This window comes from Pseudomonas oplopanacis, assembly GCF_057128725.1.
The window spans coordinates 25,478-46,364 of record NZ_JBSKHV010000001.1 but is presented as its reverse complement, the minus strand read 5'-3'; the positions used below and the strand labels follow the sequence as shown (position 1 = coordinate 46,364).

The 20,887-nt window shown below is 61.0% G+C and carries 20 protein-coding genes; 14 read left to right on the top strand and 6 right to left on the bottom strand.

Features of this window, described 5'->3' with window-relative positions; genetic code table 11:
• The first annotated feature begins 92 nt into the window (after window positions 1–92).
• The 3 genes from ACWKV5_RS00210 to nahK all read left to right on the top strand — a co-directional run bounded on the left by ACWKV5_RS00210 (window position 93) and on the right by nahK (window position 5,158).
• Entirely contained in the window at window positions 93–1,277 is a 1,185-nt protein-coding gene (locus ACWKV5_RS00210; protein ID WP_483839631.1) for a porin, read from the top strand.
• Between the two features lie 154 nt (window positions 1,278–1,431).
• On the top strand, window positions 1,432–2,595 hold the full coding sequence (gene nosP / locus ACWKV5_RS00205) for a nitric oxide-sensing protein NosP (protein ID WP_483839630.1): 1,164 nt from the start codon (window positions 1,432–1,434) through the stop codon (window positions 2,593–2,595).
• A complete protein-coding gene (gene nahK / locus ACWKV5_RS00200; RefSeq protein WP_483839629.1) occupies window positions 2,525–5,158 on the top strand; it encodes a hybrid sensor histidine kinase/response regulator NahK/ErcS' in 2,634 nt (877 codons plus the stop codon). Before nosP ends, nahK begins: the two co-directional genes overlap by 71 nt.
• A 110-nt stretch (window positions 5,159–5,268) precedes the next feature.
• On the opposite strand, the gene ACWKV5_RS00195 is transcribed toward nahK, so the two are convergent.
• The 6 genes from ACWKV5_RS00195 to ACWKV5_RS00170 all read right to left on the bottom strand — a co-directional run bounded on the left by ACWKV5_RS00195 (window position 5,269) and on the right by ACWKV5_RS00170 (window position 10,383).
• Window positions 5,269–5,934: a response regulator gene (locus tag ACWKV5_RS00195; protein ID WP_483839628.1), complete on the bottom strand. Its 666-nt coding sequence runs from the start codon at window positions 5,932–5,934 to the stop codon at window positions 5,269–5,271.
• A gap of 56 nt (window positions 5,935–5,990) precedes the next feature.
• Window positions 5,991–6,548 carry a PQQ-dependent catabolism-associated CXXCW motif protein gene (locus ACWKV5_RS00190; RefSeq protein ID WP_483839627.1) on the bottom strand — a complete coding sequence of 186 codons (558 nt, stop codon included), beginning with the start codon at window positions 6,546–6,548 and terminating at the stop codon, window positions 5,991–5,993.
• Window positions 6,549–6,667: 119 nt separating this feature from the next.
• Window positions 6,668–7,459 carry an ABC transporter permease gene (locus tag ACWKV5_RS00185; protein ID WP_483839626.1) on the bottom strand — a complete coding sequence of 264 codons (792 nt, stop codon included), beginning with the start codon at window positions 7,457–7,459 and terminating at the stop codon, window positions 6,668–6,670.
• Window positions 7,456–8,187 (bottom strand): ATP-binding cassette domain-containing protein, encoded by a 732-nt coding sequence (locus tag ACWKV5_RS00180; protein ID WP_483839625.1) that lies wholly within the window; start codon window positions 8,185–8,187, stop codon window positions 7,456–7,458. The genes ACWKV5_RS00185 and ACWKV5_RS00180 overlap by 4 nt, the downstream gene beginning before the upstream one ends.
• Window positions 8,184–9,158 (bottom strand): YVTN family beta-propeller repeat protein, encoded by a 975-nt coding sequence (locus tag ACWKV5_RS00175; protein WP_483839624.1) that lies wholly within the window; start codon window positions 9,156–9,158, stop codon window positions 8,184–8,186. The genes ACWKV5_RS00180 and ACWKV5_RS00175 overlap by 4 nt, the downstream gene beginning before the upstream one ends.
• A gap of 40 nt (window positions 9,159–9,198) precedes the next feature.
• A complete protein-coding gene (locus ACWKV5_RS00170; protein WP_483839623.1) occupies window positions 9,199–10,383 on the bottom strand; it encodes an ABC transporter substrate-binding protein in 1,185 nt (394 codons plus the stop codon).
• A 280-nt stretch (window positions 10,384–10,663) separates the two neighbouring features.
• Here ACWKV5_RS00170 and pedF point away from each other — a divergent pair, with 280 nt between their 5' ends.
• The 11 genes from pedF to pqqE all read left to right on the top strand — a co-directional run bounded on the left by pedF (window position 10,664) and on the right by pqqE (window position 20,881).
• Window positions 10,664–11,125 carry a cytochrome c-550 PedF gene (pedF, locus tag ACWKV5_RS00165; RefSeq protein WP_483839622.1) on the top strand — a complete coding sequence of 154 codons (462 nt, stop codon included), beginning with the start codon at window positions 10,664–10,666 and terminating at the stop codon, window positions 11,123–11,125.
• A gap of 4 nt (window positions 11,126–11,129) precedes the next feature.
• A complete protein-coding gene (locus tag ACWKV5_RS00160) occupies window positions 11,130–12,005 on the top strand; it encodes a substrate-binding periplasmic protein (RefSeq protein WP_483839621.1) in 876 nt (291 codons plus the stop codon).
• Window positions 12,006–12,014: 9 nt separating this feature from the next.
• A complete protein-coding gene (locus tag ACWKV5_RS00155; RefSeq protein ID WP_483839620.1) occupies window positions 12,015–12,776 on the top strand; it encodes a quinoprotein dehydrogenase-associated SoxYZ-like carrier in 762 nt (253 codons plus the stop codon).
• Between the two features lie 16 nt (window positions 12,777–12,792).
• A complete protein-coding gene (locus tag ACWKV5_RS00150; protein ID WP_483839619.1) occupies window positions 12,793–13,731 on the top strand; it encodes a quinoprotein relay system zinc metallohydrolase 1 in 939 nt (312 codons plus the stop codon).
• A gap of 143 nt (window positions 13,732–13,874) precedes the next feature.
• Window positions 13,875–15,650, top strand: a complete 1,776-nt coding sequence (locus tag ACWKV5_RS00145; RefSeq protein WP_483839618.1) for a PQQ-dependent methanol/ethanol family dehydrogenase — start codon at window positions 13,875–13,877, stop codon at window positions 15,648–15,650.
• Window positions 15,651–15,801: 151 nt separating this feature from the next.
• Window positions 15,802–17,322: an acetaldehyde dehydrogenase ExaC gene (gene exaC / locus ACWKV5_RS00140; protein WP_483839617.1), complete on the top strand. Its 1,521-nt coding sequence runs from the start codon at window positions 15,802–15,804 to the stop codon at window positions 17,320–17,322.
• 258 nt (window positions 17,323–17,580) lie between these two features.
• Window positions 17,581–17,652 carry a pyrroloquinoline quinone precursor peptide PqqA gene (gene pqqA, locus ACWKV5_RS00135; protein ID WP_003253598.1) on the top strand — a complete coding sequence of 24 codons (72 nt, stop codon included), beginning with the start codon at window positions 17,581–17,583 and terminating at the stop codon, window positions 17,650–17,652.
• Window positions 17,653–17,707: 55 nt separating this feature from the next.
• Window positions 17,708–18,622, top strand: a complete 915-nt coding sequence (gene pqqB / locus ACWKV5_RS00130) for a pyrroloquinoline quinone biosynthesis protein PqqB (RefSeq protein WP_483839616.1) — start codon at window positions 17,708–17,710, stop codon at window positions 18,620–18,622.
• Window positions 18,623–18,739: 117 nt separating this feature from the next.
• The gene (gene pqqC / locus ACWKV5_RS00125; RefSeq protein ID WP_483839615.1) at window positions 18,740–19,492 is read left to right on the top strand and encodes a pyrroloquinoline-quinone synthase PqqC; all 753 of its coding nucleotides are present in this window, start codon (window positions 18,740–18,742) and stop codon (window positions 19,490–19,492) included.
• Window positions 19,489–19,761: a pyrroloquinoline quinone biosynthesis peptide chaperone PqqD gene (gene pqqD / locus ACWKV5_RS00120; protein WP_483839614.1), complete on the top strand. Its 273-nt coding sequence runs from the start codon at window positions 19,489–19,491 to the stop codon at window positions 19,759–19,761. The genes pqqC and pqqD overlap by 4 nt, the downstream gene beginning before the upstream one ends.
• Window positions 19,739–20,881: a pyrroloquinoline quinone biosynthesis protein PqqE gene (gene pqqE / locus ACWKV5_RS00115; RefSeq protein WP_483839613.1), complete on the top strand. Its 1,143-nt coding sequence runs from the start codon at window positions 19,739–19,741 to the stop codon at window positions 20,879–20,881. The genes pqqD and pqqE overlap by 23 nt, the downstream gene beginning before the upstream one ends.
• The last annotated feature ends 6 nt before the right edge of the window (window positions 20,882–20,887 follow it).

Genomic DNA, 20,887 nt, shown 5'->3' with positions numbered 1-20,887 from the left:
ACTTGAATATCGCGCCCAACGCAGCGTATGGCGCCGCCGGTCACCTTTCGATAATCGCTCCCGACATCTCGTCCCCTGTCGCGGAGCGCACCATGCACAACAATAAGAACGTCAAATACCGCTTGCTACCTGCCTTCGTAGCCAGTTTGTCCTCTCTTGGCCTGAGCTCGATCGCCGAGGCCGAGATCATGCTCTATGACAAAGACCAGACCACGTTTTCCACCGACGGCTACATCAACGCCTTTTACGTGAACAGCAATGTCGACCGTGCCGGTGATCAATACGACCGCCGGCAGGCGCGGGTGAAAATGGGGTTTCTGCCCAACTACCTGGGCTTCAACATGGGCAAGCAGATTGATGATCTCAAACTCGGCGCCCGGGCCTCGTTCTGGGTGACCATCAACGACAGTCAAACCAACGGCACCGACACCGCCATTGATGTGCGGCAGTTCTACGGCACCGTGGCGAACCCGGAATGGGGCGAGGTGCTGATCGGCAAAGACTTCGGCCTGTTCGCCCGCTCCAATATCCTGCTCGATGAAATGCTCGCCGGTTACGGCCAGGTCAGCGACACCCTGGGGTTGGTCGATGGCGGTGGCGTTTCATTCGGCAACATCGGCACCGGCTATCCGTATCCATTCCCGACCTCGCAGATTACCTACCGCACACCGATCATTGAAGGTTTGCGCGTCGCGGTCGGGATCATGGACCCGGTGGACACCAACGACAGCAGTCCGACGGGCAAGGCCTATCAGGAAAACCCGCGCACCGAGAGCGAGATCACTTATCAGTTTGACGTCGCCGGGGCGAAGATCTACAGCTGGGTCAACGGCAGCTACCAGACCTCTGACAATACCGATTCCACGGTCAATACCGTGACGTCCAAAGGCGTCGGCTATGGTGTGCAGGCGAAAATGGGCGGGTTGTCACTCACCGGTTCCGGGTTTCAGGCCAAGGGCATCAATCCGTTCTTCACCAACAACGCCGGCGAACCGACCTTGCGCAACGTCGACAGTGACGGCTACCTGATGCAAGGCTCCTACAAACTGGGCAAGAACCGTCTGGCCTTGTCCTATGGCAAGACCAACGACGATGGCAATGGGGTGGTCGGCAGTGGTGCGGACTACGAAACGCGGGGTATTGCGCTGTTCCACGACGTGAACGACAACCTCAAGCTCGTGGCCGAATACAACCAGTTCCAAATCGACGGTCACGACACCAGCGCCCAGAACGAAGACACCGACACCTTTGCGGTGGGCGCCGTGTTGACCTGGTAACCCTCGGTGGCGGCCCTGACTGTGCGCATCGCAGCCAGGGCCGCCACCGCTCTCATCCCATCGAAGCGTCTGACTGCTACCCAAGTAGCATTCGTTGCACGCCAGGGGTTTCGTAAACTCCCTGCTCAACCATACGCACCTGCGGGAGGCGACGATGCAGCAGGTCCAGGGTGAAGGTGTCGTCAGCGCAATGTCCCAGGCCACCGATGCCCGGCAAGTGGCGCAGGAACTGGCGCGTCAATTGCTGCATCCGCATCTGGGCTTCGTGCTGTTTTTCTGTTCCGCGGAGTATGACTTGCAAGCACTGGGTCAAGCCTTGCAAGACAGTTTCGGGGGGATTCGCCTGGTGGGTTGCACCAGCGCCGGGGAAATCACCCCGTTGGGCTATGGACGCAATTGCGTGACGGCAGTGGGGTTCGATCACCGGCACTTTTCCATTGCGCTCGAGTTGATCGACGAGATGGAGCGCTTCAGCCTGATCGATGCGCAGCAGATGGTCGAGCGCCTGGTCAGCGGTTGTCGCAGTAACACCCTGGCACCGATCAAGGGCAACAGCTTTGCCCTGACCCTGCTCGATGGTTTGTCCAGCCGTGAAGAAATGGTCCTCGCGGCCTTGAGTGCGGCATTGGGCGACATTCCGCATTTCGGCGGTTCCGCTGGCGACGACAATTACCTGACCCATACCCACGTCTACTTCGACGGCGAGTTCCACAGTGGCGCGGCGGTCGTCGTGCTGGTCAACACCTGGCTGGATTTCGAAGTGTTCACCACCCACCACATGCTGCCCCGGGCCGAGAAACTGGTGGTCACCGGGGCCGACAGCGCCTCGCGCCGTGTCTATGAACTCAATGCGGAACCCGCCGCCGCCGAGTACGCGCGGCTCATCGGCGTACCCGTGAACGAACTGGATCACCGGATTTTCGCCGCGCACCCGTTGGCCGTGAGGATCAACGAACAGTATTACGTGCGGGCCATCCAGCAGGTGCACGCGGACTTGAGCCTGAGTTTTTACTGCGCCGTGGAGAATGGCATCGTGCTGACCGCCATGACCCCGGGGCCCATGCTGCCGAACCTGAAAAGCCTGTTCGAAGGATTGGAGGAACGCTTGGGTGAGTTGTTGCTGACCATCGGTTGCGACTGTTTTCTCAGGCGTCTGGAGCTGGAAGTCGACGGCAGTCTCGATGAGATCGGGACGTTTTTGCGCGAGCAACGGGTGATGGGTTTCAACACCTACGGAGAACAGTTCAATGGCATGCACATCAACCAGACCTTCACCGGCGTTGCCATTGCCCGCGGCCGTGCCCCAGGACATCGCTGAGCTGCAGACCGAACTGGCCAGCCTGCGCCACGACAACCATAAACTGCAGCGCATCAACGCGGCGCTGATCGAGCGCATCGAGTCGGGCATCACCCGGGGCAATGACCCGTACGCGGCGTTCCAGCATTCGGTGGTGCTGGCCGAGCAGGTCCGTGAGCGCACCGATGCCTTGAACCAGGCCATGGCCGAACTCAAGGCCGGCAACCATTTGCTCAGCGAGGCCCGCCTGCGCGCCGAGACCGCGCATCGACATCTGATCGATGCCATCGAGAGCATTTCCGATGCCTTCGTATTGTTCGACGCCGAGCAGCGCATCGTCCTGTTCAACAGTCGCTTCAAGGCGTTCTGGCGCAGTAGCCGGGTGCGGATCAACGCGGGCATGCGCCTGACCGAGGTCAAGCGCCTGATGATGAGCAATGGGCTTTTCACCGAAGAACCGCGCGGGCATGCCGACGAGAGTCTGCTGTATCGCTTGCAGAACGGGCGTTGGCTGCAAGTCAGCGAGCGGCCGACCCAGGAAGGTGGGCGGGTGATTCTGTTCACCGACATTACCGAGGTCAAACTCAGTGAAACCGTTCGCCGCGAACAAGCCGTGGCGCAGAAGTCGCATTTGTTACAGCGGGCGGTCGATAACCTGTCCCAGGGTGTGGCCATGGTCAACGCCGAGGGCATTCTGGAGTTGTGGAACCGGCGTTTCCTCGAATTGAGCGGGTTGGCGCCGGTTGCGGCCCACCGACCGTTTGCTGAAGTGATGGTGGACAGTGAATTGAACCTGCTGACCCCGGCCAGTCACGATGGCAATGGACGGCCAGTACAGGAATGCGAGCAACGCCTCTATGACGGACGAGTCCTGGAAATCCGCACGCACCCGTTGCCGACCGGCGGTTTCGTCAACACCTTCACCGACATCACCGAACGCTATCAGCACGCCCAGGCGCTGAGTGAAAGCGAGCGCTGGATTCGCCTGATCACCGACCATGTACCGGCGTTGATCGCCTACCTCAATGCCGATCTGGTGTACGAGTTCACCAACAAGGTCTATGAGGAATGGTATTGCTGGCCCCGAGGCGTGATGCTCGGCCAAAGCCTGCGCGAAGTGCACAGCGAACAGCATTACCAGCGTCTGGAGTCTTACGTGGCGAGAGCGCTGGCCGGCGAAAGCGTGACGTTCGAGTTCGCCGAGACCAACGTCAATAATCAGGAACGCTACATGCTGCGCTCCTACGTGCCTAATCGCCTGGCCACCGGGGAAGTGGTGGGGATTTTCGTGTTGATCCGCGACATCACCGAGCGTCGCCGCACGGCCGAGGCGCTGCATCAGGCGTATCAGAATCTTGAGCTGCGGGTGCGTGAACGCACGGCAGAGCTGACCACCCTCAATGATCAGTTGTTGCGTGAAATCGAAGAGCGCCGCGAGGTCGAGTCACGTTTGCGCGAGGCCAAGCTCGAAGCCGAGCACGCCAATCTGTCAAAGACCAAATTTCTGGCGGCCGTCAGCCACGATTTGCTGCAACCGCTAAACGCCGCCCGCTTGTTTACCAGCGCGTTGCTGGAACGACGCGAACCCATCTGCAACGAGATTCTGGTGCGTAATGTCAGTAATTCCCTGGAAGATGTGGAGAACCTGCTGGGCACGCTGGTGGACATTTCCAAGCTCGATGCCGGGGTCATCAAAGCCGATGTGGCGCCGTTCGCCCTGAGCGAGCTGCTGGAAAACCTCGCGGCTGAATACACTCAGGTGGCACGCAGCGAGGGCCTTGAGCTGCATTTCATTGCCTGTTCGGCGCTGGTACGCAGTGACATCCAGTTGCTGGCGCGTATCCTGCGCAATCTGCTGAGCAATGCGATTCGCTACACCTACAGTGGCCGGGTGGTGCTCGGGTGCCGGCGCTTGCATCAGCGGTTGTTGATCCAGGTCTGGGACACCGGCATGGGCATCGCCGACAACCGCCTGGAGGAGATTTTTCAGGAGTTCAAACGCGGTGACGTGCAGCGTCCGGATCAGGATCGCGGCCTGGGGTTGGGCCTGGCCATTGTCGAGAAAATCGCCGGCATCCTCGGGCATCGGATTCATGTGCGCTCATGGCCAGGCAGGGGCTCGATGTTTTCGGTGGAAGTGCCGTTGAGCGCAACCGCGCCCAAGCCATTGCCGGCCTTGCAAATGAGCGAACCGATGCTTGAACGCCTGCGCGGGGCGAGAGTGTGGGTGCTGGACAATGACGCCACCATTTGCGCCGGCATGCGCACCTTGCTCGAAGGCTGGGGCTGTCGGGTGGTGACGGCGCTGTCGGAAGAGGACCTGGCGCGAAAAGTGGACAACTACCACGCGGGGGTTGACCTGTTGATCGCCGATTACCATCTGGACAACGATCAGAACGGCGTGGACGCCGTGGCCCGGATCAATGCCTGTCGTACATCACCGATCCCGGCCATGATGATCACCGCCAACTACAGCAACGAACTCAAACAGCAGATCCGCGAACTGGGCCACACCCTGATGCATAAACCGGTGCGGCCGATGAAGCTGAAGACGGCGATGAGTCATTTGCTCGCACGACCTTGATTCCACGGGCGCTTGTACCGGCCTCTTCGCGAGCAGGCTCGCGCCCACATTAAACAGATCAAATGTGGGAGCGAGCCTGCTCGCGAATGGGGCTACGCGGTCTAGCTGACTCAACGCCGCATGTAAGACCCGAAATCAATATCCCCTGCACTCAGGATCGCCTGCACCCGGTTGTGCACGTTGAGTTTGCGCAGGATCGCCGAGACGTGTGCCTTGACGGTGGTCTCGGCGATTTCCAGGGTGTAGGCGATCTGTTTGTTCGATTCGCCCTTGGTCATGCGTTCAAGCACCTGCAATTGCTTGCGGGTCAGGGCCTGGAGCAATTCAGGGGGGAAGCTCGGCGTGTCGTTCATCCGGCGGGGGGTGTTGGTTCGGGTGGTGCGGATGATGTCCGGGGGCAGATACACGTTGCCATTGAGAATTTGCTGGATGGCCTCGGTCATTTGCGTGCGCGGGGACGACTTGGTGATGAAACCGACCGCGCCGTAGGTAATGGCTTGCAGGACGATCTGTTTGTCCTGCTCGGCCGAGACGATCACCACCGGAATGGTCGGGGCTTCATTGCGCAGGTTGATCAAGCCATTGAGCCCATGCATGCCAGGCATGTTCAGGTCGAGCAGGATCAGGTCCAGGTCGTCGTGTTCCTGGGTCAGGGCCAGGGCACTGTCGAGGTCGGCGGTTTCCATGACTTCGGAGTCCGGGAAACCGTCGCTGATGACGTTATGAATCGCTTCGCGGAACAGCGGGTGATCGTCGGCAATCAGAATTTTGTACATAGCCTTTCACCTCATTATTTTGATTAGGGTGTGGCAACAACACGCCAGCGTAAAGATCAGGGGAAAGGCTCGGGCCGGGCCGGTGTCACGGCAAGCCCGGCCGCTTGCCAGGCATCGAGGCCGTCGCGATACCAATACAGTGTCTTATAGCCCATGGCGGACGCTCGTTTGACGGCGTTCCAGCTCAGCCAGCAGTCAGCGCGGCAGTAAAAGACCAGCGGTCGTGCCGGATCCTCGGCGGTCAATGCCTTGAGGTTACGCGCAAAATAGCCTTGCCAGTCGGGTGTCAGGTCACCGTCGCCGGTATTGGCCAGCCAGTGGCTGCCGGGCAGGTTTTCATGGGGCTGGTCTTCGATGAATTGGCCTTGCAGCCATTGGCGGCGGTAGACATCGATCAGCACCGGTGGCGGCGTTTGACTGAGCAGTGTTTGCAAGGCCGGGGTGTCAACGATGGTCGCGCCTTGCAGGCTGTCCGGCGTCGGGCTGCGGTACAGGTTGATGCGATAGCCGTCGGCGGAAAACAGCGGTGATTCGGCGTGCGCGGTACTCAGCAACAGGCAGAGCGGCAGCGCAGCGAGAGAAGGGCGCAACAGACAACGTCGGGCACGCGGCATGGGTTCGATCCTTATAGTTATGGACCTATTACATGCCAGGCGGGGCGCATTGGGAATGCGACGATAGACAGGGAAACCAGTACTAAAGTAGTAATTATTGATGGAGAACCTTTGCGGGGTCAGGTGGATTTGCGCAGGGCTGCGTGCTGTGGGTTGAAGGTGAGTATGGCGAGTAGCGTGAACACCACGGTCAACCCTGCACACACCGCCAGCGCCAGCGGATTGAAACGTTCATAAAGGGCGAACCGCACCAACTCCACTGCATGGGTGAACGGGTTCACCGCGCACAGCCAGTACAACCACTCGCTAGCCTCACGCATTTTCCACAGCGGATACAGCGCCGAGGACAGGAAAAACAACGGAAAGATCACGAAATTCATGACCCCGGCAAAGTTCTCCAACTGCCGAATGGCGTTCGACAGCAGCAGGCCCAGCGCGCTGAGCATCAACGCCACTAGCAGTAACGCCGGCAGCGCGATCAATAACCCCATGGCCGGTGGTTGCACGCCATAGAGCCAGGCGATCGCCAAAAAGGCATACACCTGCAACAGGGAAATCAGCGACGTGGCCAGCAGCTTGCTGCACAGCAGAAAGGTCCGGGGCAGTGGGCTGGTCAGCAGCACGCGCATGCTGCCCATCTCGCGGTCATAGACCATCGACAGTGAGCCTTGCATGCCATTGAACAGCAGGATCATGCAGGCAAGGCCCGGGATGATGTAGACCTCGTAAGGAATGTAGGTGTCGTAGGGTTCGATAATGGCGATCCCCAAGGCTGCCCGGAAACCGGCCGCGAACACCAGCAGCCATAACAGCGGCCGCACCAGGGCACTGAGAAACCGCGTGCGCTGCAACACAAAACGCAGCCATTCGCGCAGCACGATTCCGCTGAAGCAATGCCAGTACGCATTCATCGCGCCGCTCCTGAAGTGGTCAGGTGAGTGAAGGCCGAACCCAGGTCGCCGCCATGTTCCAGGCTCAGTGCATCGGCCTGTCCGCTGGCCACCAGCCGACCTTGATGGAGGATCAGCAAATCGTCGCTGGACTGCACTTCGTCGAGCAAGTGCGTGGTCCAGAGCACGCTGATGGCGTGTTCACTGCACAAGGTGCGCATGTGTTGATTGAGCGCCAGGCGACTGGCGGGATCGAGGCCGACACTGGCTTCGTCAAGCAGCAGCAGGCGCGGCTCATGCAGCAGGGCCCGGGCGATTTCCACCCGGCGACGGTGGCCGCCATTGAGTTCGCGCACCCGTTCGCGGCGGCGTTCGGTCAGGGCTTGACGGGCCAGCTCGGCGTCAACCCGGACACCGCTCTGACGCCGGGACAGACCATGCAGCGCGGCGTGATACCGCAGGTTCTGCTCGACGCTGAGGTCCAGGTCCAGGGTGCTTTGCTGGAACACGACGCCCAACTGCTTGAGCGCCGGGCGGGGCGCATCGCGCAATGAACAGCCGCCGACCCGGATGTCGCCGTGCTGAAGATCATAAAGCCGGGTCAACAGGGCGATCAGGGTCGATTTGCCGGCGCCGTTGGGCCCCAGCAACGCGGCGAAACGCCCCGGGGCCAGATCGAAGTTCACGTGGCGCAAGGCTTCCCGAGCCCCATAGGCAAAACTCAGTTCGCTGACTTCCAGAGCGTTCATGGCGTCACCACCACGCCCCAAGGGTAGCGGCCGACTTTCACCGATTTGCTCACCTTCAGGCTGTCGACATCAATCACCGACACGTCACCGCTGACGCCGTTGGTGGCGAGCAGTTGCTTTTGATCGGGCGTGAACGCCAGCTGCCAGACCCGTCGTCCGACCAGCAAATAGTCGAGAATCTCGAACGTCCTGGCATCGATCACCGCCACATGATTGGCCGGGCCCAGTGCGACGAAAGCGTACTTGCCGTCAGCGCTGAGTTTGATGCCCACAGGCTGGACTTTATCCGGGTGTACGCCTTTGATCTGGAAGTTCAGGGTCTTGAGGATCTTGCGGCTGGCGACGTCGAGAATCGTCACCGTGCCGCCGATTTCCGCTGACGCCCAGAGCTGTGAACCGTCCTGATTGAACTCGACAAAGCGTGGCCGCTGGTCCACCAGCGTGCTGTCGGCCAGGGTCTGGGTGCTGGTGTCGATCCAGTGCAGCATGTTGGTAGTTTCGCTGGTGTTCACGGCCCACTTGCCATCGGGACTGACGGCCATGCCTTCGGGTTCGACGCCGACGTTGATCTGGCTGAGCACTTTGGAGGTTTCGGTGTCGATCACCGTGACCAGCGCATCGTCTTCGTTGGAGACGTACAGCCAACGGTTGTTGGGGTGCAGGGCGAATTGCTCGGGGTCTTTGCCCGAGGGCAGTTCCTTGATGATCTTGCGCGTGGCCACGTCCATCACCTGGACCCGGTCGGAATCGCTGGCGCAGATGTACAGCAACTTGTTGTCATGGGACAGCAACAGGCCACGTGGGCGCTGCCCGACAGGCAGGGTGTCGGTGACTTGCAGGGTCTGCATGTCGATCAGGCTCAGGCTGTTGTCCTTTTCGTTGGACACCCACGCGGTGCTGGCGGCGGCATGCCCGGCGGCGAATAGAAGGGCCCAGGAAAGCAGGGAGCGGCAGAGCAGGGTGCGACGCATGGCGGATTCCTTTTTGTTGTCGTTCTTGCGGAAAGCTGGATCAGGGAAAGCGGCAACTGACCTCGGGTTTGTCGTAACCCAGGCTGTCCATTTCGTTGAAGGGATGAAGAAAGCCGTCCTGCGGCGACGTGCTGACCAGGGCGCGGGGCTGGACGATGGGAATCGGTTGGCGCAACTGGCCGTTCCACGGGCGATAACTGAGCTTGCGTCCCTTGAAGCCGTCCAGCGGCAGTTGATCGCTGATTTCCAGCTGACGGATCGCCATCGGTTCGGTCTGGCGCAGTTTGGTCACTGCGGCGGCGAGGCTGCGCACGGCCATCCAGGCCGCGAAATCGCGGTCGTTCATCCAGCGACCGGCGAATGCTTCAAAACGCTTTTGCAACTGCGCGGCACCGTAGGTTTCCACGGTTTTGTGCCAACCCACCGGGGTCAGCCCTTGGGTGCCAGCGACCGGGCGCGGATACCAGGTCTGGTAGGGCACGTATTCGCCGAAGTCGCCGCGTTCATCGGCCACCAGCACCACGTCATATTCGGCCGTCTGAGTGAACAGCGGCATGTCGGCCTGGGCACTGCGACGTTGGTCGTTATCAAAGCTCCAGGCCTTTTCCGCCACCAGTTGCAGGCCGAAGCGTTTTGCCGCGCGACGCAGGGCGGCGGCGTAGGCTTGATCGTCGGCGGTCGGGCCAACGATCAGCAGCGCGCGCTGCCATTTGCGTACCACCAGAAATTGCGCCAGCGCATCGGCGAGCATCGCGCGACTCGGCAGGGTGTGCAGCACGTTCGACAGGCAATCGGTGCTGCGCAAGCGGTCGTCGGGGCTGCCGGCGTTGAATATCAGGCTGTCGGGCAGGGCGGCGCTGAGCTGGCGCAAGCTGTCGGCCGGGGCGTTCACTACAAACAGCCGCAGACCCTGCGCGTGTTGGGCGTTGGCCGCATCGAGCAAGGCTTCGGGGCTGTCGACGCTGGCGCTGACCAGGGCGTAGCTGTGGTTGAGAAAACGTCCGGTGCTGTTGCTGTCGGTGATCGCCAGTTCGGCGCCGCGCAATCCGGCATCGGTCGGTTCGGGAATCACGTTCGACAGGAGCGGCCCCGGATCAGGGCGATAACCCAGGTAGCCGATCCGCACCTCCAGTGGCGCCTGCGCAGCCTGGCTCTGGGTGGCCACGCCGGCGGCGCAGGCAATCGCCAGCAGGTACAGCAAGGCGTAAGGGGCAAGCAGGCGCATAAGGCACTCCTTTCAGGTAGCGCCAGCATAGGAAGCCTGCGGAACAGAAGAAATATGCAGAAAGTACCGGTGAGCCAGTACCAAGGTCGTAAGCATTCTGCCGGTTGCGCCGGGACACCAGGCCTGTTGGCGACGTCCCTGAGGTGTGCATCCAACGCCTTACTACCAAGGGACTAGAAGGCGACCACCAAAGCAGCATGGGGTGTTGGCGATGCCGTTTCTAAGATGAGTGCCATAGCCTCTGCCAAGAGGTTTTGCGTGCAATCCTGAGGGCATAACAATGACAACAAAACGCAACGCCTTGCTCGTCGTCGGTCTGCTGGCCGGCTTTATCAGTGCGGGGTCCGTGTGGGCTCACGGCAACGTGGTGCCGCAAGCGGTTGAAACCCAAGGTCTGACACCGATCAAGGACGCCGGTGTAACGGTGGACGGCGATGGCTGGGCCGCGGCCAACCCCTATCGAACCTCCCCGGAGCACGACAGAGCCCTGGAAATCGGCTCGTCCGCCTACAACCAGAACTGTGCGGCGTGTCATGGTCTGGAAGCCAAGTCGGGTGGGATCGCCCCCGACTTGCGCATGCTCGATGTCGGTGAGGCGGGTGACGAATGGTTTGTCGAGCGCGTGCGTCATGGCGCCGTGCGTGACGGTCGGGTCTACATGCCGAAAATGGCCGATTACCTGAGCCAGGAAGCGTTGTGGGCAGTGCGCACGTACCTGGACAGCGTTCACGTCGAGGAGTGATCCCATGCGTCTGCTCGCGGTGTTGATCAGTGCGCTGTGGCTGTGTTGCCAGACGGTGCAGGCGCAGGTTCGCAACTATGACGAAATGATCGCCGCCGGGGAGCTGAAAGTGGCGGTCTACAAGGACTTCGCCCCCTACAGTTTTGAGCAGGCCGGTCAGGCCCGGGGCGTCGATGTCGAGCTCGCCGAGGCGCTGGCCAAGGCGCTCGGTGTACACCTAACATTGATCTGGGCCCCTGCCGGGGAAAAACTCGATGACGACCTGCGTGATTACATCTGGCGTACCAGTGCCTTGCACAACCAGCAACTGGCCGACCTGATGATGCGTGTGCCTTATGACCGTGACTACGCCCAGAAGCGCAACGAGTTCGGTGAAATGGAAAACGGTCATGTGGTGATGTTCGGGCCCTATCAGACCGAACAATGGCAGGTGGCCTACGATCAGCGCCGACTGGATAAGGTCGGCAGCGTGGCGGTGTTCGACTCGCATCCGATAGGCGTGGAAGTCGACAGTGTGCCGTCGTTTTACCTGACGTCGGTGTTCAACGGCATGCTCGCGGGCAAAACCCACCACTACCCGGGCGTACCGCAGGCCTTTGCGGCGATGAAGGCCGGTGAGGTCGACGCGGTCATGGCCATGCGTGGCGAAATCGACTGGCAGGTGCATGAGGCGGCCGACCCGCAACTGGCGTTGGCGCAAAACGCCTATCCGAACATGGGCAAGCAACTCTGGGAAATCGGCATGGCCGTGCACGAAAGCAACCGGCAACTGGCCTATGCCGTGGAAGAGGCGCTGGAAGGCCTGATCCGTGAGGGTGCCGTAAAGACGATCTACAGCCATTACGGCCTGCGGTATGACGTCCCGGAGATGTATCAATAGGAGCGGGTGATGAGCTGGCGAATCAAGTGTTTGTTGGCCTGCTGGTTACCCTTGGCCGCGCACGCCGCGAGTATCGATCCGGGCAAAGACCCGGTGCCCTCGGTGATGTGGGCGTTCTATCACAAGCAAATGCTTGGCGACGCTCCTTTTGTCTTCGATGACCGGGTCAAGCTGCTGGCGCCGCCGTTCGCCGAAGATGCCCGGCAGGTGCCACTGGAAATCGATGCGCGAGCGTTCAAGGGCGAGGTGGTGAAAATCTTCGCCTGGGCCGAGCTCAATCCGCTGCCGAAGATCGTCGACTTCCAGCCGCTGGACCGCGTGTTGCCGTGGTTGTCGATCCGTATCCGTATCGAACAGGCCACCCCTTTGCGCGCCGCGGTCCTGACGCGCGATGGGCTGTGGCATGTCGGTTCGACCCTGATCGATGCGGCGGGCGGTGGTTGCACCGCGCCCAGTGTGGTGCGTACCCAGCCCGGCTGGGAGGAACACATTGGCGAAGTGTTGGGCGCGCGCTATCCGCGTAATGACTTCAGCCGATTGCGCGTGCAGGTGGCGCATCCGATGGACAACGGCATGGTGAGTGGCATCCCGGAATTTTTCATCAACCATGCCGAACTGCGAAGCGCTGATGACCAGCTGTTGGCGCGGCTGGAGCTGTTTCCTGCCGTCAGTGAAAACCCCAACCTGGCCTTCGACATCGAAGGGGCAGGGCAGACGCGTCTGATTATTCGGGACAACAGCGGCAATGAATTTGATGCGTCGATTCCCTGAGCCAGAGGAGCGCCTCATGCGCTGGATACTGCTGTTGGTGTTGAGCATCAGCCTGCCGGCCATGGCCGATCTTGAGTATTCGCTCAAGCCACGGCAGATCGCCGAAGACACTTGGCTGCTGGAAGGCAGTACGGATAATTTCGCTAAGGCCAACGGCGGCAATATCGTCAACACCGCGTTCATTGTTACCGAGGGCGGGGTAGTGGTCATCGACACCGGGCCGTCGAAGCGCTACGGCGAAGCGATGCGCAAGGCGATTGCCGGGATTACGGATAAACCGGTGGTTCAGGTATTCCTGACCCACCATCACCCGGATCATGTGCTGGGCAATCAGGCGTTTGCTGATGTGCCCATCGGCGCACTGGCGGGGACGGCCGAGCTGCTGCATCAACAAGGTGATGCGCTGGCTGAGAACATGTATCGAATGGTGGGTGACTGGATGCGTGGCACCGAAGTGGTGTTGCCCAATCAAGTCGTGACGCCAGGGGTACGCAGTTTTGGGAATCACGATTTACGCTTGCTGGGCCTGGGTGGGCATACGGGAGCGGATCTGGCTATTCTCGACCAGCGAACCGGCGTGCTGTTTGCCGGGGACCTGGTGTTTTATCAACGAGCCTTGACCACCCCCAACAGCCCCGGATTGTCTGTGTGGCTGGCGGACATTGCCACCCTGCAGGGCTTGCCCTGGACGCTGATCGTGCCGGGTCACGGCCCCGTGTCCAGCGACCCACAACCCTTCGAACAAATGCGCGATTACCTGACCTGGCTCGACCAGCTGCTGCAAGCGGGGGCGGCTACCGGCAGCGACATGGCCGAGATGATCCGCAGTCCGATCCCCGAACGTTTCGCCGGGATCACCCTGAGCCGTTATGAATTGATCCGCAGCGTCAGTCATTTGTACCCGCGCTACGAGCGTGGGCAGATGACGCGGGTTGATTCCGCTGCTGCCAAGTAACGCTTGAACGCATTCGACCCGCTACTAAGGGATTAGGAATCTCCATATTGCGGGTAATTGTTGTCGGGGCGACGGCGCCCAAGAATCTGCACTACGCCGGGAAACTTTCCCGCGAATAACAAAAAACCGCAGAGGTAGCCGTCATGACTCAACCCGCACGTCGCCAGCCCTTCGTCTTGAGCCTGCTGCTCAGTGCCATGCTGTTGTCTGGCCAGGCATTGGCCGCGGTCACCGACCAGGACATTCTCCAGGACCCGAAAAACCCGGAGCAAATCGTCACCAACGGCCTCGGCGTCCAGGGGCAACGCTACAGCCCGCTGGATATTCTCAACGTCGACAACGTGAAGGAGTTGCGACCTGCCTGGGCATTCTCCTTCGGCGGCGAAAAACAGCGTGGCCAGCAAGCACAGCCGATGATCAAGGACGGCGTGATGTACATGACCGGGTCCTACTCGCGAGTGTTCGCGGTCGATGCCCGTACCGGCAAGAAACTCTGGCAATACGATGCGCGCCTGCCGGATGACATCCGTCCGTGCTGCGACGTGATCAACCGAGGCGTGGCGCTGTATGGCGACCTGGTGTTCTTCGGCACGCTCGACGCCAAGCTGGTGGCCCTGAATAAAGACACTGGCAAGGTGGTGTGGAGCAAGCAGGTGGCCGACCACAAGGAAGGCTATTCGATCAGCGCCGCGCCCTTGGTGATTAACGGCAAGCTGATTACCGGCGTGGCCGGCGGCGAGTTCGGTGTGGTGGGCAAGATTTCGGCGTACGACCCGAAAAACGGCGACCTGTTGTGGGTCCGTCCGACCGTCGAAGGCCATATGGGCTACGTCTACAAGGACGGCAAAGCCATCGAGAACGGCATCTCCGGCGGTGAAGCCGGCAAGACCTGGCCGGGTGACCTGTGGAAGACCGGCGGTGCCGCGCCCTGGCTCGGCGGTTACTACGACCCGGAAACCAATCTGCTGCTGTTCGGCACCGGCAACCCGGCTCCGTGGAACTCGCATTTGCGTCCTGGCGATAACCTCTATTCGTCGTCGCGTCTGGCGCTCAACCCGGACGACGGCACCATCAAATGGCACTTCCAGAGCACACCCCACGACGGTTGGGACTATGACGGCGTGAACGAGCTGGTTTCGTTCAACTACTCCGAGGGCGGCAAGGAAATCAAAGCCGCGGCCACGGCGGACCGCAACGGTTTCTTCTACGTGCTGGACCGTACCAATGGCAAATTCATCCGCGGCTTCCCGTTCGTGGACAAGATCACCTGGGCCACCGGCCTGGATAAAGACGGCCGGCCGATCTACAACGAAGCCAGCCGCCCAGGCGCTCCGGGTTCCGAACCCAAGGGCAGTTCAGTCTTTGTAGCGCCTGCGTTCCTGGGCGCGAAAAACTGGATGCCGATGGCTTACAACCGCGACACCGGGTTGTTTTACGTGCCATCCAACGAGTGGGGCATGGACATCTGGAACGAAGGCATCGCCTACAAAAAAGGCGCGGCATTCCTCGGCGCCGGTTTCACCATCAAACCGTTGAATGAGGACTACATCGGCGTGTTGCGCGCCATCGACCCGAAAACCGGCAAGGAAGTCTGGCGTCACAAGAATTACGCGCCGCTGTGGGGCGGGGTACTGACCACCAAGGGCAACCTGGTGTTCACCGGCACGCCGGAAGGTTTCCTCCAGGCGTTCAACGCCAAGACCGGCGAGAAAGTCTGGGAATTCCAGACCGGTTCCGGCGTACTCGGTTCGCCTGTGACCTGGGAAATGGACGGCGAACAGTACGTGTCTGTCCTCTCCGGCTGGGGCGGCGCCGTACCGTTGTGGGGCGGGGAAGTGGCCAAGCGGATCAAGGATTTCAACCAGGGCGGCATGCTCTGGACCTTCAAATTACCGAAGGACCTGGTGGCCAAGCACTAACCCAAGCCCACCGCATAACCCCTGTGGGAAACCTACGACCAAATAACGAGAGCCCTCCTGCCAACGGCGCATTCGTCCGGCAGGCGGGGCTCTCTAGTATCGATTCATCGCTTGTCGGCACGACAGGCATCGACCCAGACAGAGGCCCATCATGATCTACGCACAACCCGGAACCCCAGGCGCCGTTGTTTCCTTCAAGCCGCGCTATGGCAACTTCATCGGCGGCGAGTTTGTCGCGCCGATCAATGGCGAATACTTCACCAACACCTCGCCGGTGACCGGTGAGGTGATCGCCGAATTCCCACGCTCCAGCGCCGCCGACATCGAAAAGGCCCTCGACGCGGCACACGCCGCTGCGGATGCCTGGGGCAAGACCTCGGCCCAGGACCGTTCGTTGGTGCTGCTGAAAATCGCCGATCGCATCGAACAAAACCTGGAAATTCTTGCGGTCACCGAAACCTGGGACAACGGCAAGGCCGTGCGCGAAACCCTGAACGCCGACGTGCCGTTGGCTGCCGACCATTTCCGTTACTTTGCCGGTTGCATTCGCGCCCAGGAAGGCGGCGCTGCCGAGATCAACGAACTGACCACCGCCTACCATTTTCACGAGCCGCTGGGCGTGGTCGGGCAAATTATTCCGTGGAATTTCCCGCTGCTGATGGCGGCCTGGAAACTCGCCCCGGCCCTGGCCGCCGGTAACTGCGTTGTGCTCAAACCGGCAGAACAGACGCCGCTGTCGATCATGGTCTTCGCCGAACTGATCGCCGATTTGCTGCCGGCGGGCGTGTTGAACATCGTCCAGGGCTTCGGCCGTGAAGCCGGCGAAGCGCTGGCCACCAGCAAGCGCATCGCCAAGATCGCCTTCACCGGTTCCACCCCGGTCGGCGCGCACATCATGCATTGCGCCGCCGAGAACATTATCCCGAGCACCGTCGAGCTGGGCGGCAAGTCGCCGAACATCTTCTTCGAAGACATCATGAACGCCGAGCCACAGTTCATCGAAAAAGCCGCCGAAGGCCTGGTGCTCGCGTTCTTCAACCAGGGCGAAGTCTGCACCTGTCCATCGCGGGCGCTGGTGCAAGAGTCGATCTACGAGCCGTTCATGGCCGAGGTGATGAAGAAGATCGTCAAGATCAAACGCGGCAACCCGCTGGACACCGAAACCATGGTCGGCGCCCAGGCGTCGGAGCAGCAATACGACAAGATCCTCTCGTACCTCAAAATCGCTCAGGAGGAGGGTGCTGAACTCCTCACCGGTGGCGCCGCCGAGCGGCTTGAAGGTGACCTGTCCAGCGGCTATTACATCCAGCCGACGCTGCTCAAGGGCCACAACAAGATGCGTGTGTTCCAGGAGGAAATCTTTGGCCCGGTGGTGGGTGTCACCACCTTCAAGGACGAAGCTGAAGCGCTGGCGATTGCCAACGACAGCGAGTTCGGCCTCGGTGCCGGCCTCTGGACCCGCGACATCAACCGCGCCTACCGCATGGGCCGGGCGATCAAGGCCGGGCGCGTGTGGACCAACTGCTACCACCTGTATCCGGCGCACGCGGCGTTCGGTGGTTACAAGAAGTCCGGCGTCGGGCGGGAAAACCACAAGATGATGCTCGACCATTATCAGCAGACCAAAAACCTGTTGGTGAGCTACGACATCAATCCGCTGGGGTTCTTCTAACCCTCGGAATCAACGCAACCCCCCTGTGGGAGCGAGCCTGCTCGCGAAGACGGCATCACATTCAACATCACTGTTGACTGATAGACCGCTTTCGCGAGCAGGCTCGCTCCCACATTAGGTTTTGGATGTCCTTGAAGATCTGCAACACCCCCTACCAACGCACCCCGCATTCTCCTTCGAAAGTAGCATTCGGGCGCCCGACGCCCCGTGCATTAATGGCTTTACCGGAATCGCCCGGCACAAGAAGAGGATTGACCCATGTGGACTAAACCCGCGTTTACCGATCTGCGCATTGGCTTCGAAGTGACGATGTATTTCGCCAATCGTTGATTGCTCACCCGGCCAGCCATCGGGTTGGCCGGGCCTGCCTTCTGGAGCCTCTTCCATGCACATTCGCGTTCTCGGCTCCGCTGCTGGTGGCGGTTTCCCGCAGTGGAATTGCAACTGCTACCAGTGCGCCGGGATGCGCAATGCCAGCCTGCGGGCACAACCGCGCACTCAGTCCTCGATTGCCCTGAGCGACAACAGTGTGGATTGGGTGCTGTGCAATGCCTCACCGGACATTCGTGCGCAGCTCGCGAGTTTTCCGCTGTTGCAGCCGGCTCGCCAGTTGCGTGACAGCGCCATCGCCGGCGTCGTGCTGCTCGACAGCCAGATCGATCACTGCACCGGCTTGCTGAGCCTGCGCGAAGGCTGTCCGCATGCCGTCTGGTGTACCGAACGGGTTCACCAGGACCTGAGCAGCGGCTTCCCGCTGTTCAACATGCTGCGCCACTGGAACGGCGGGTTGCAGTGGCAACCGATCGGCCTGGATCGTCAGCCGTTCAGCATTCCTGCCTGCCAGCACTTGCGCTGGCGTGCGATTCCCCTGGTGAGCAACGCACCGCCGTACTCGCCCAACCGCGGCCATCCGCAACCGGGCGACACCATTGGTTTGTTCATAGAAGACCGACGCAGCGGCGCATCGTTGTTTTACGCACCGGGCCTGGGGCAAGTCGATGACGAAGTACTGGGCTGGATGCGGCGTGCCGATTGCCTGCTGCTGGACGGCACCCTGTGGCGTGACGACGAAATGCGCGTCTGCGAAGTCGGTCAGAGCCTGGGCCGCGAAATGGGCCACCTGTCGCAAAGCGGCCCCGGCGGGATGCTTGAGGTGCTGGAAGGTTTTACCCGCCAGCGCAAGGTGCTGATCCACATCAACAACACCAACCCGATCCTCGACGAAGACTCGGCCGAACGGGCCTTGCTGGAACGGCGCGGGATTGAAGTGGCTTATGACGGCATGAGTATCGAGCTGTAGCGGATGGCCCCATCGCGAGCAGGCTCGCTCCCACAGGGATCACCTCGAACCTTGTGGGAGCGAGCCTGCTCGCGAAGAGGACAGTCCGGGCACCGCAGAACGCGAAGGAGAATAAAAATGACTGACACACCCATGACCCCCACCGAATTCGAAGCCGCCCTGCGCGCGAAAGGCGCCTACTACCACATCCATCACCCATTCCACCAGGCCATGTACGCCGGCCGCGCGAGCCGCGAGCAGATTCAGGGCTGGGTCGCCAATCGTTTTTACTACCAGGTAAACATTCCGCTCAAGGATGCCGCGATCCTCGCCAACTGCCCGGACCGTGAGGTGCGCCGTGAGTGGTTGCAACGGATTCTCGACCACGACGGCGTGCCCGGCAGTGAAGGCGGCATCGAAGCCTGGCTGCGTCTGGGCGAAGCGGTGGGGCTTGATCGCGAACAGATTCTGTCCCAGGAACGGGTGCTGCCCGGCGTGAGGTTCGCCGTCGATGCCTATGTCAATTTCGCCCGTCGTGCCTGCTGGCAGGAAGCGGCGAGCAGTTCGCTGACCGAGTTGTTCGCCCCGCAGATCCATCAGTCTCGACTCGACGCCTGGCCGACGCATTACCCGTGGATCGACGTTGCCGGTTATGACTATTTTCGCACCCGTTTGAGTCAGGCCCGGCGCGATGTTGAGCACGGCTTGCGCATTACCCTGGCGCACTACGTCACGCGCGAGGCGCAGCAACGCATGCTCGAGATCCTGCAATTCAAACTTGACGTGCTGTGGAGCATGCTCGACGCCATGAGCATGGCCTACGAGCTGGAACGCCCGCCTTATCACACCGTCACGGCCAGCAACGTCTGGCACCGGGGGATTGCCCTGTGAGCCTGATCCATCGCGAGTTATTGCCGTCGTTGCGCCAGGGCTTTCGTTTGCAATGGGAGCCCCGTCAGGACTGTCACGTGCTGCTGTACCCCGAAGGCATGATCAAACTCAACGCCAGCGCCGGGCAGATCCTCGATCTGGTGAATGGCCGGCGCAGTGTCTCGGCGATCATTGCGCTACTGACCGCGAGTTTTCCGGGTGTGCCTGGGATTGATGAGGATGTGCTGGCATTCCTGGAGGTGGCCCATGCGCAATTCTGGATTGAATGATTCACCCGTCGGCCCACCGCTGTGGCTGTTGGCGGAGCTGACCTACCGTTGCCCGCTGCAATGCCCGTATTGTTCCAACCCGCTGGATTTTGCCCGGCATGGCGAGGAACTGAGTACCGAAGAGTGGATTCGGGTGTTTCGCGAGGCCCGCGAAATGGGTGCCGCGCAATTGGGTTTTTCCGGCGGAGAGCCATTGGTGCGACAGGACCTGGCCGAACTGATCAAAGCCGCGCGAGACATGGGCTACTACACCAACCTGATCACCTCGGGCATCGGCTTGACCGAGCAGAAGGTCCGCGACTTCAAGGTGGCCGGGCTGGACCATATCCAGATCAGCTTTCAGGCGGCGGACGAAGCGGTCAACAACATGCTCGCTGGCTCCCGCAAGGCCTTCGCCCAGAAACTGGCCATGGCCCGCGCGGTAAAAGCGCAGGGGTATCCCATGGTGCTGAACTTCGTCACCCATCGGCACAATATTGACCAGATCGCACAGATCATCGACTTGTGCCTGGCGCTGGAAGCGGATTTTGTCGAGTTGGCTACGTGCCAATTCTACGGCTGGGCCGAACTCAATCGCGTCGGCCTGCTGCCAACCCGCGAACAACTGCAGCGGGCCGAGCGCATCACCAACGAGTATCGCGCGCGGCTTGAGGCCCAGGGCCATCCGTGCAAGCTGATCTTCGTCACCCCGGATTATTACGAAGAGCGCCCCAAAACCTGCATGAATGGTTGGGCCAATCTGTTTCTCGACATCACCCCGGACGGTACCGCGCTGCCTTGCCACAGCGCCCGCCAGTTGCCGGTGCAGTTTCCCAACGTGCGCGAGCACAGCATCGAGCACATCTGGACCGATTCGTTTGGCTTCAACCGTTTTCGTGGCGATGACTGGATGAAGGAACCGTGCCGCTCCTGCGATGAAAAGCACAAGGATCTGGGCGGCTGCCGTTGCCAGGCGTTCATGCTCACCGGTGATGCCGCCAATGCCGACCCGGTGTGCAGCAAGTCACCGCACCACGGCGTGATCCTCAAGGCCCGGGAAGAAGCCGAGGCGGTGGGGCAGGGCATGGAACACCTGACGCTGCGCAACGAGAAGGCTTCGCAGCTGATCTACCGCGGATAGTCGCCC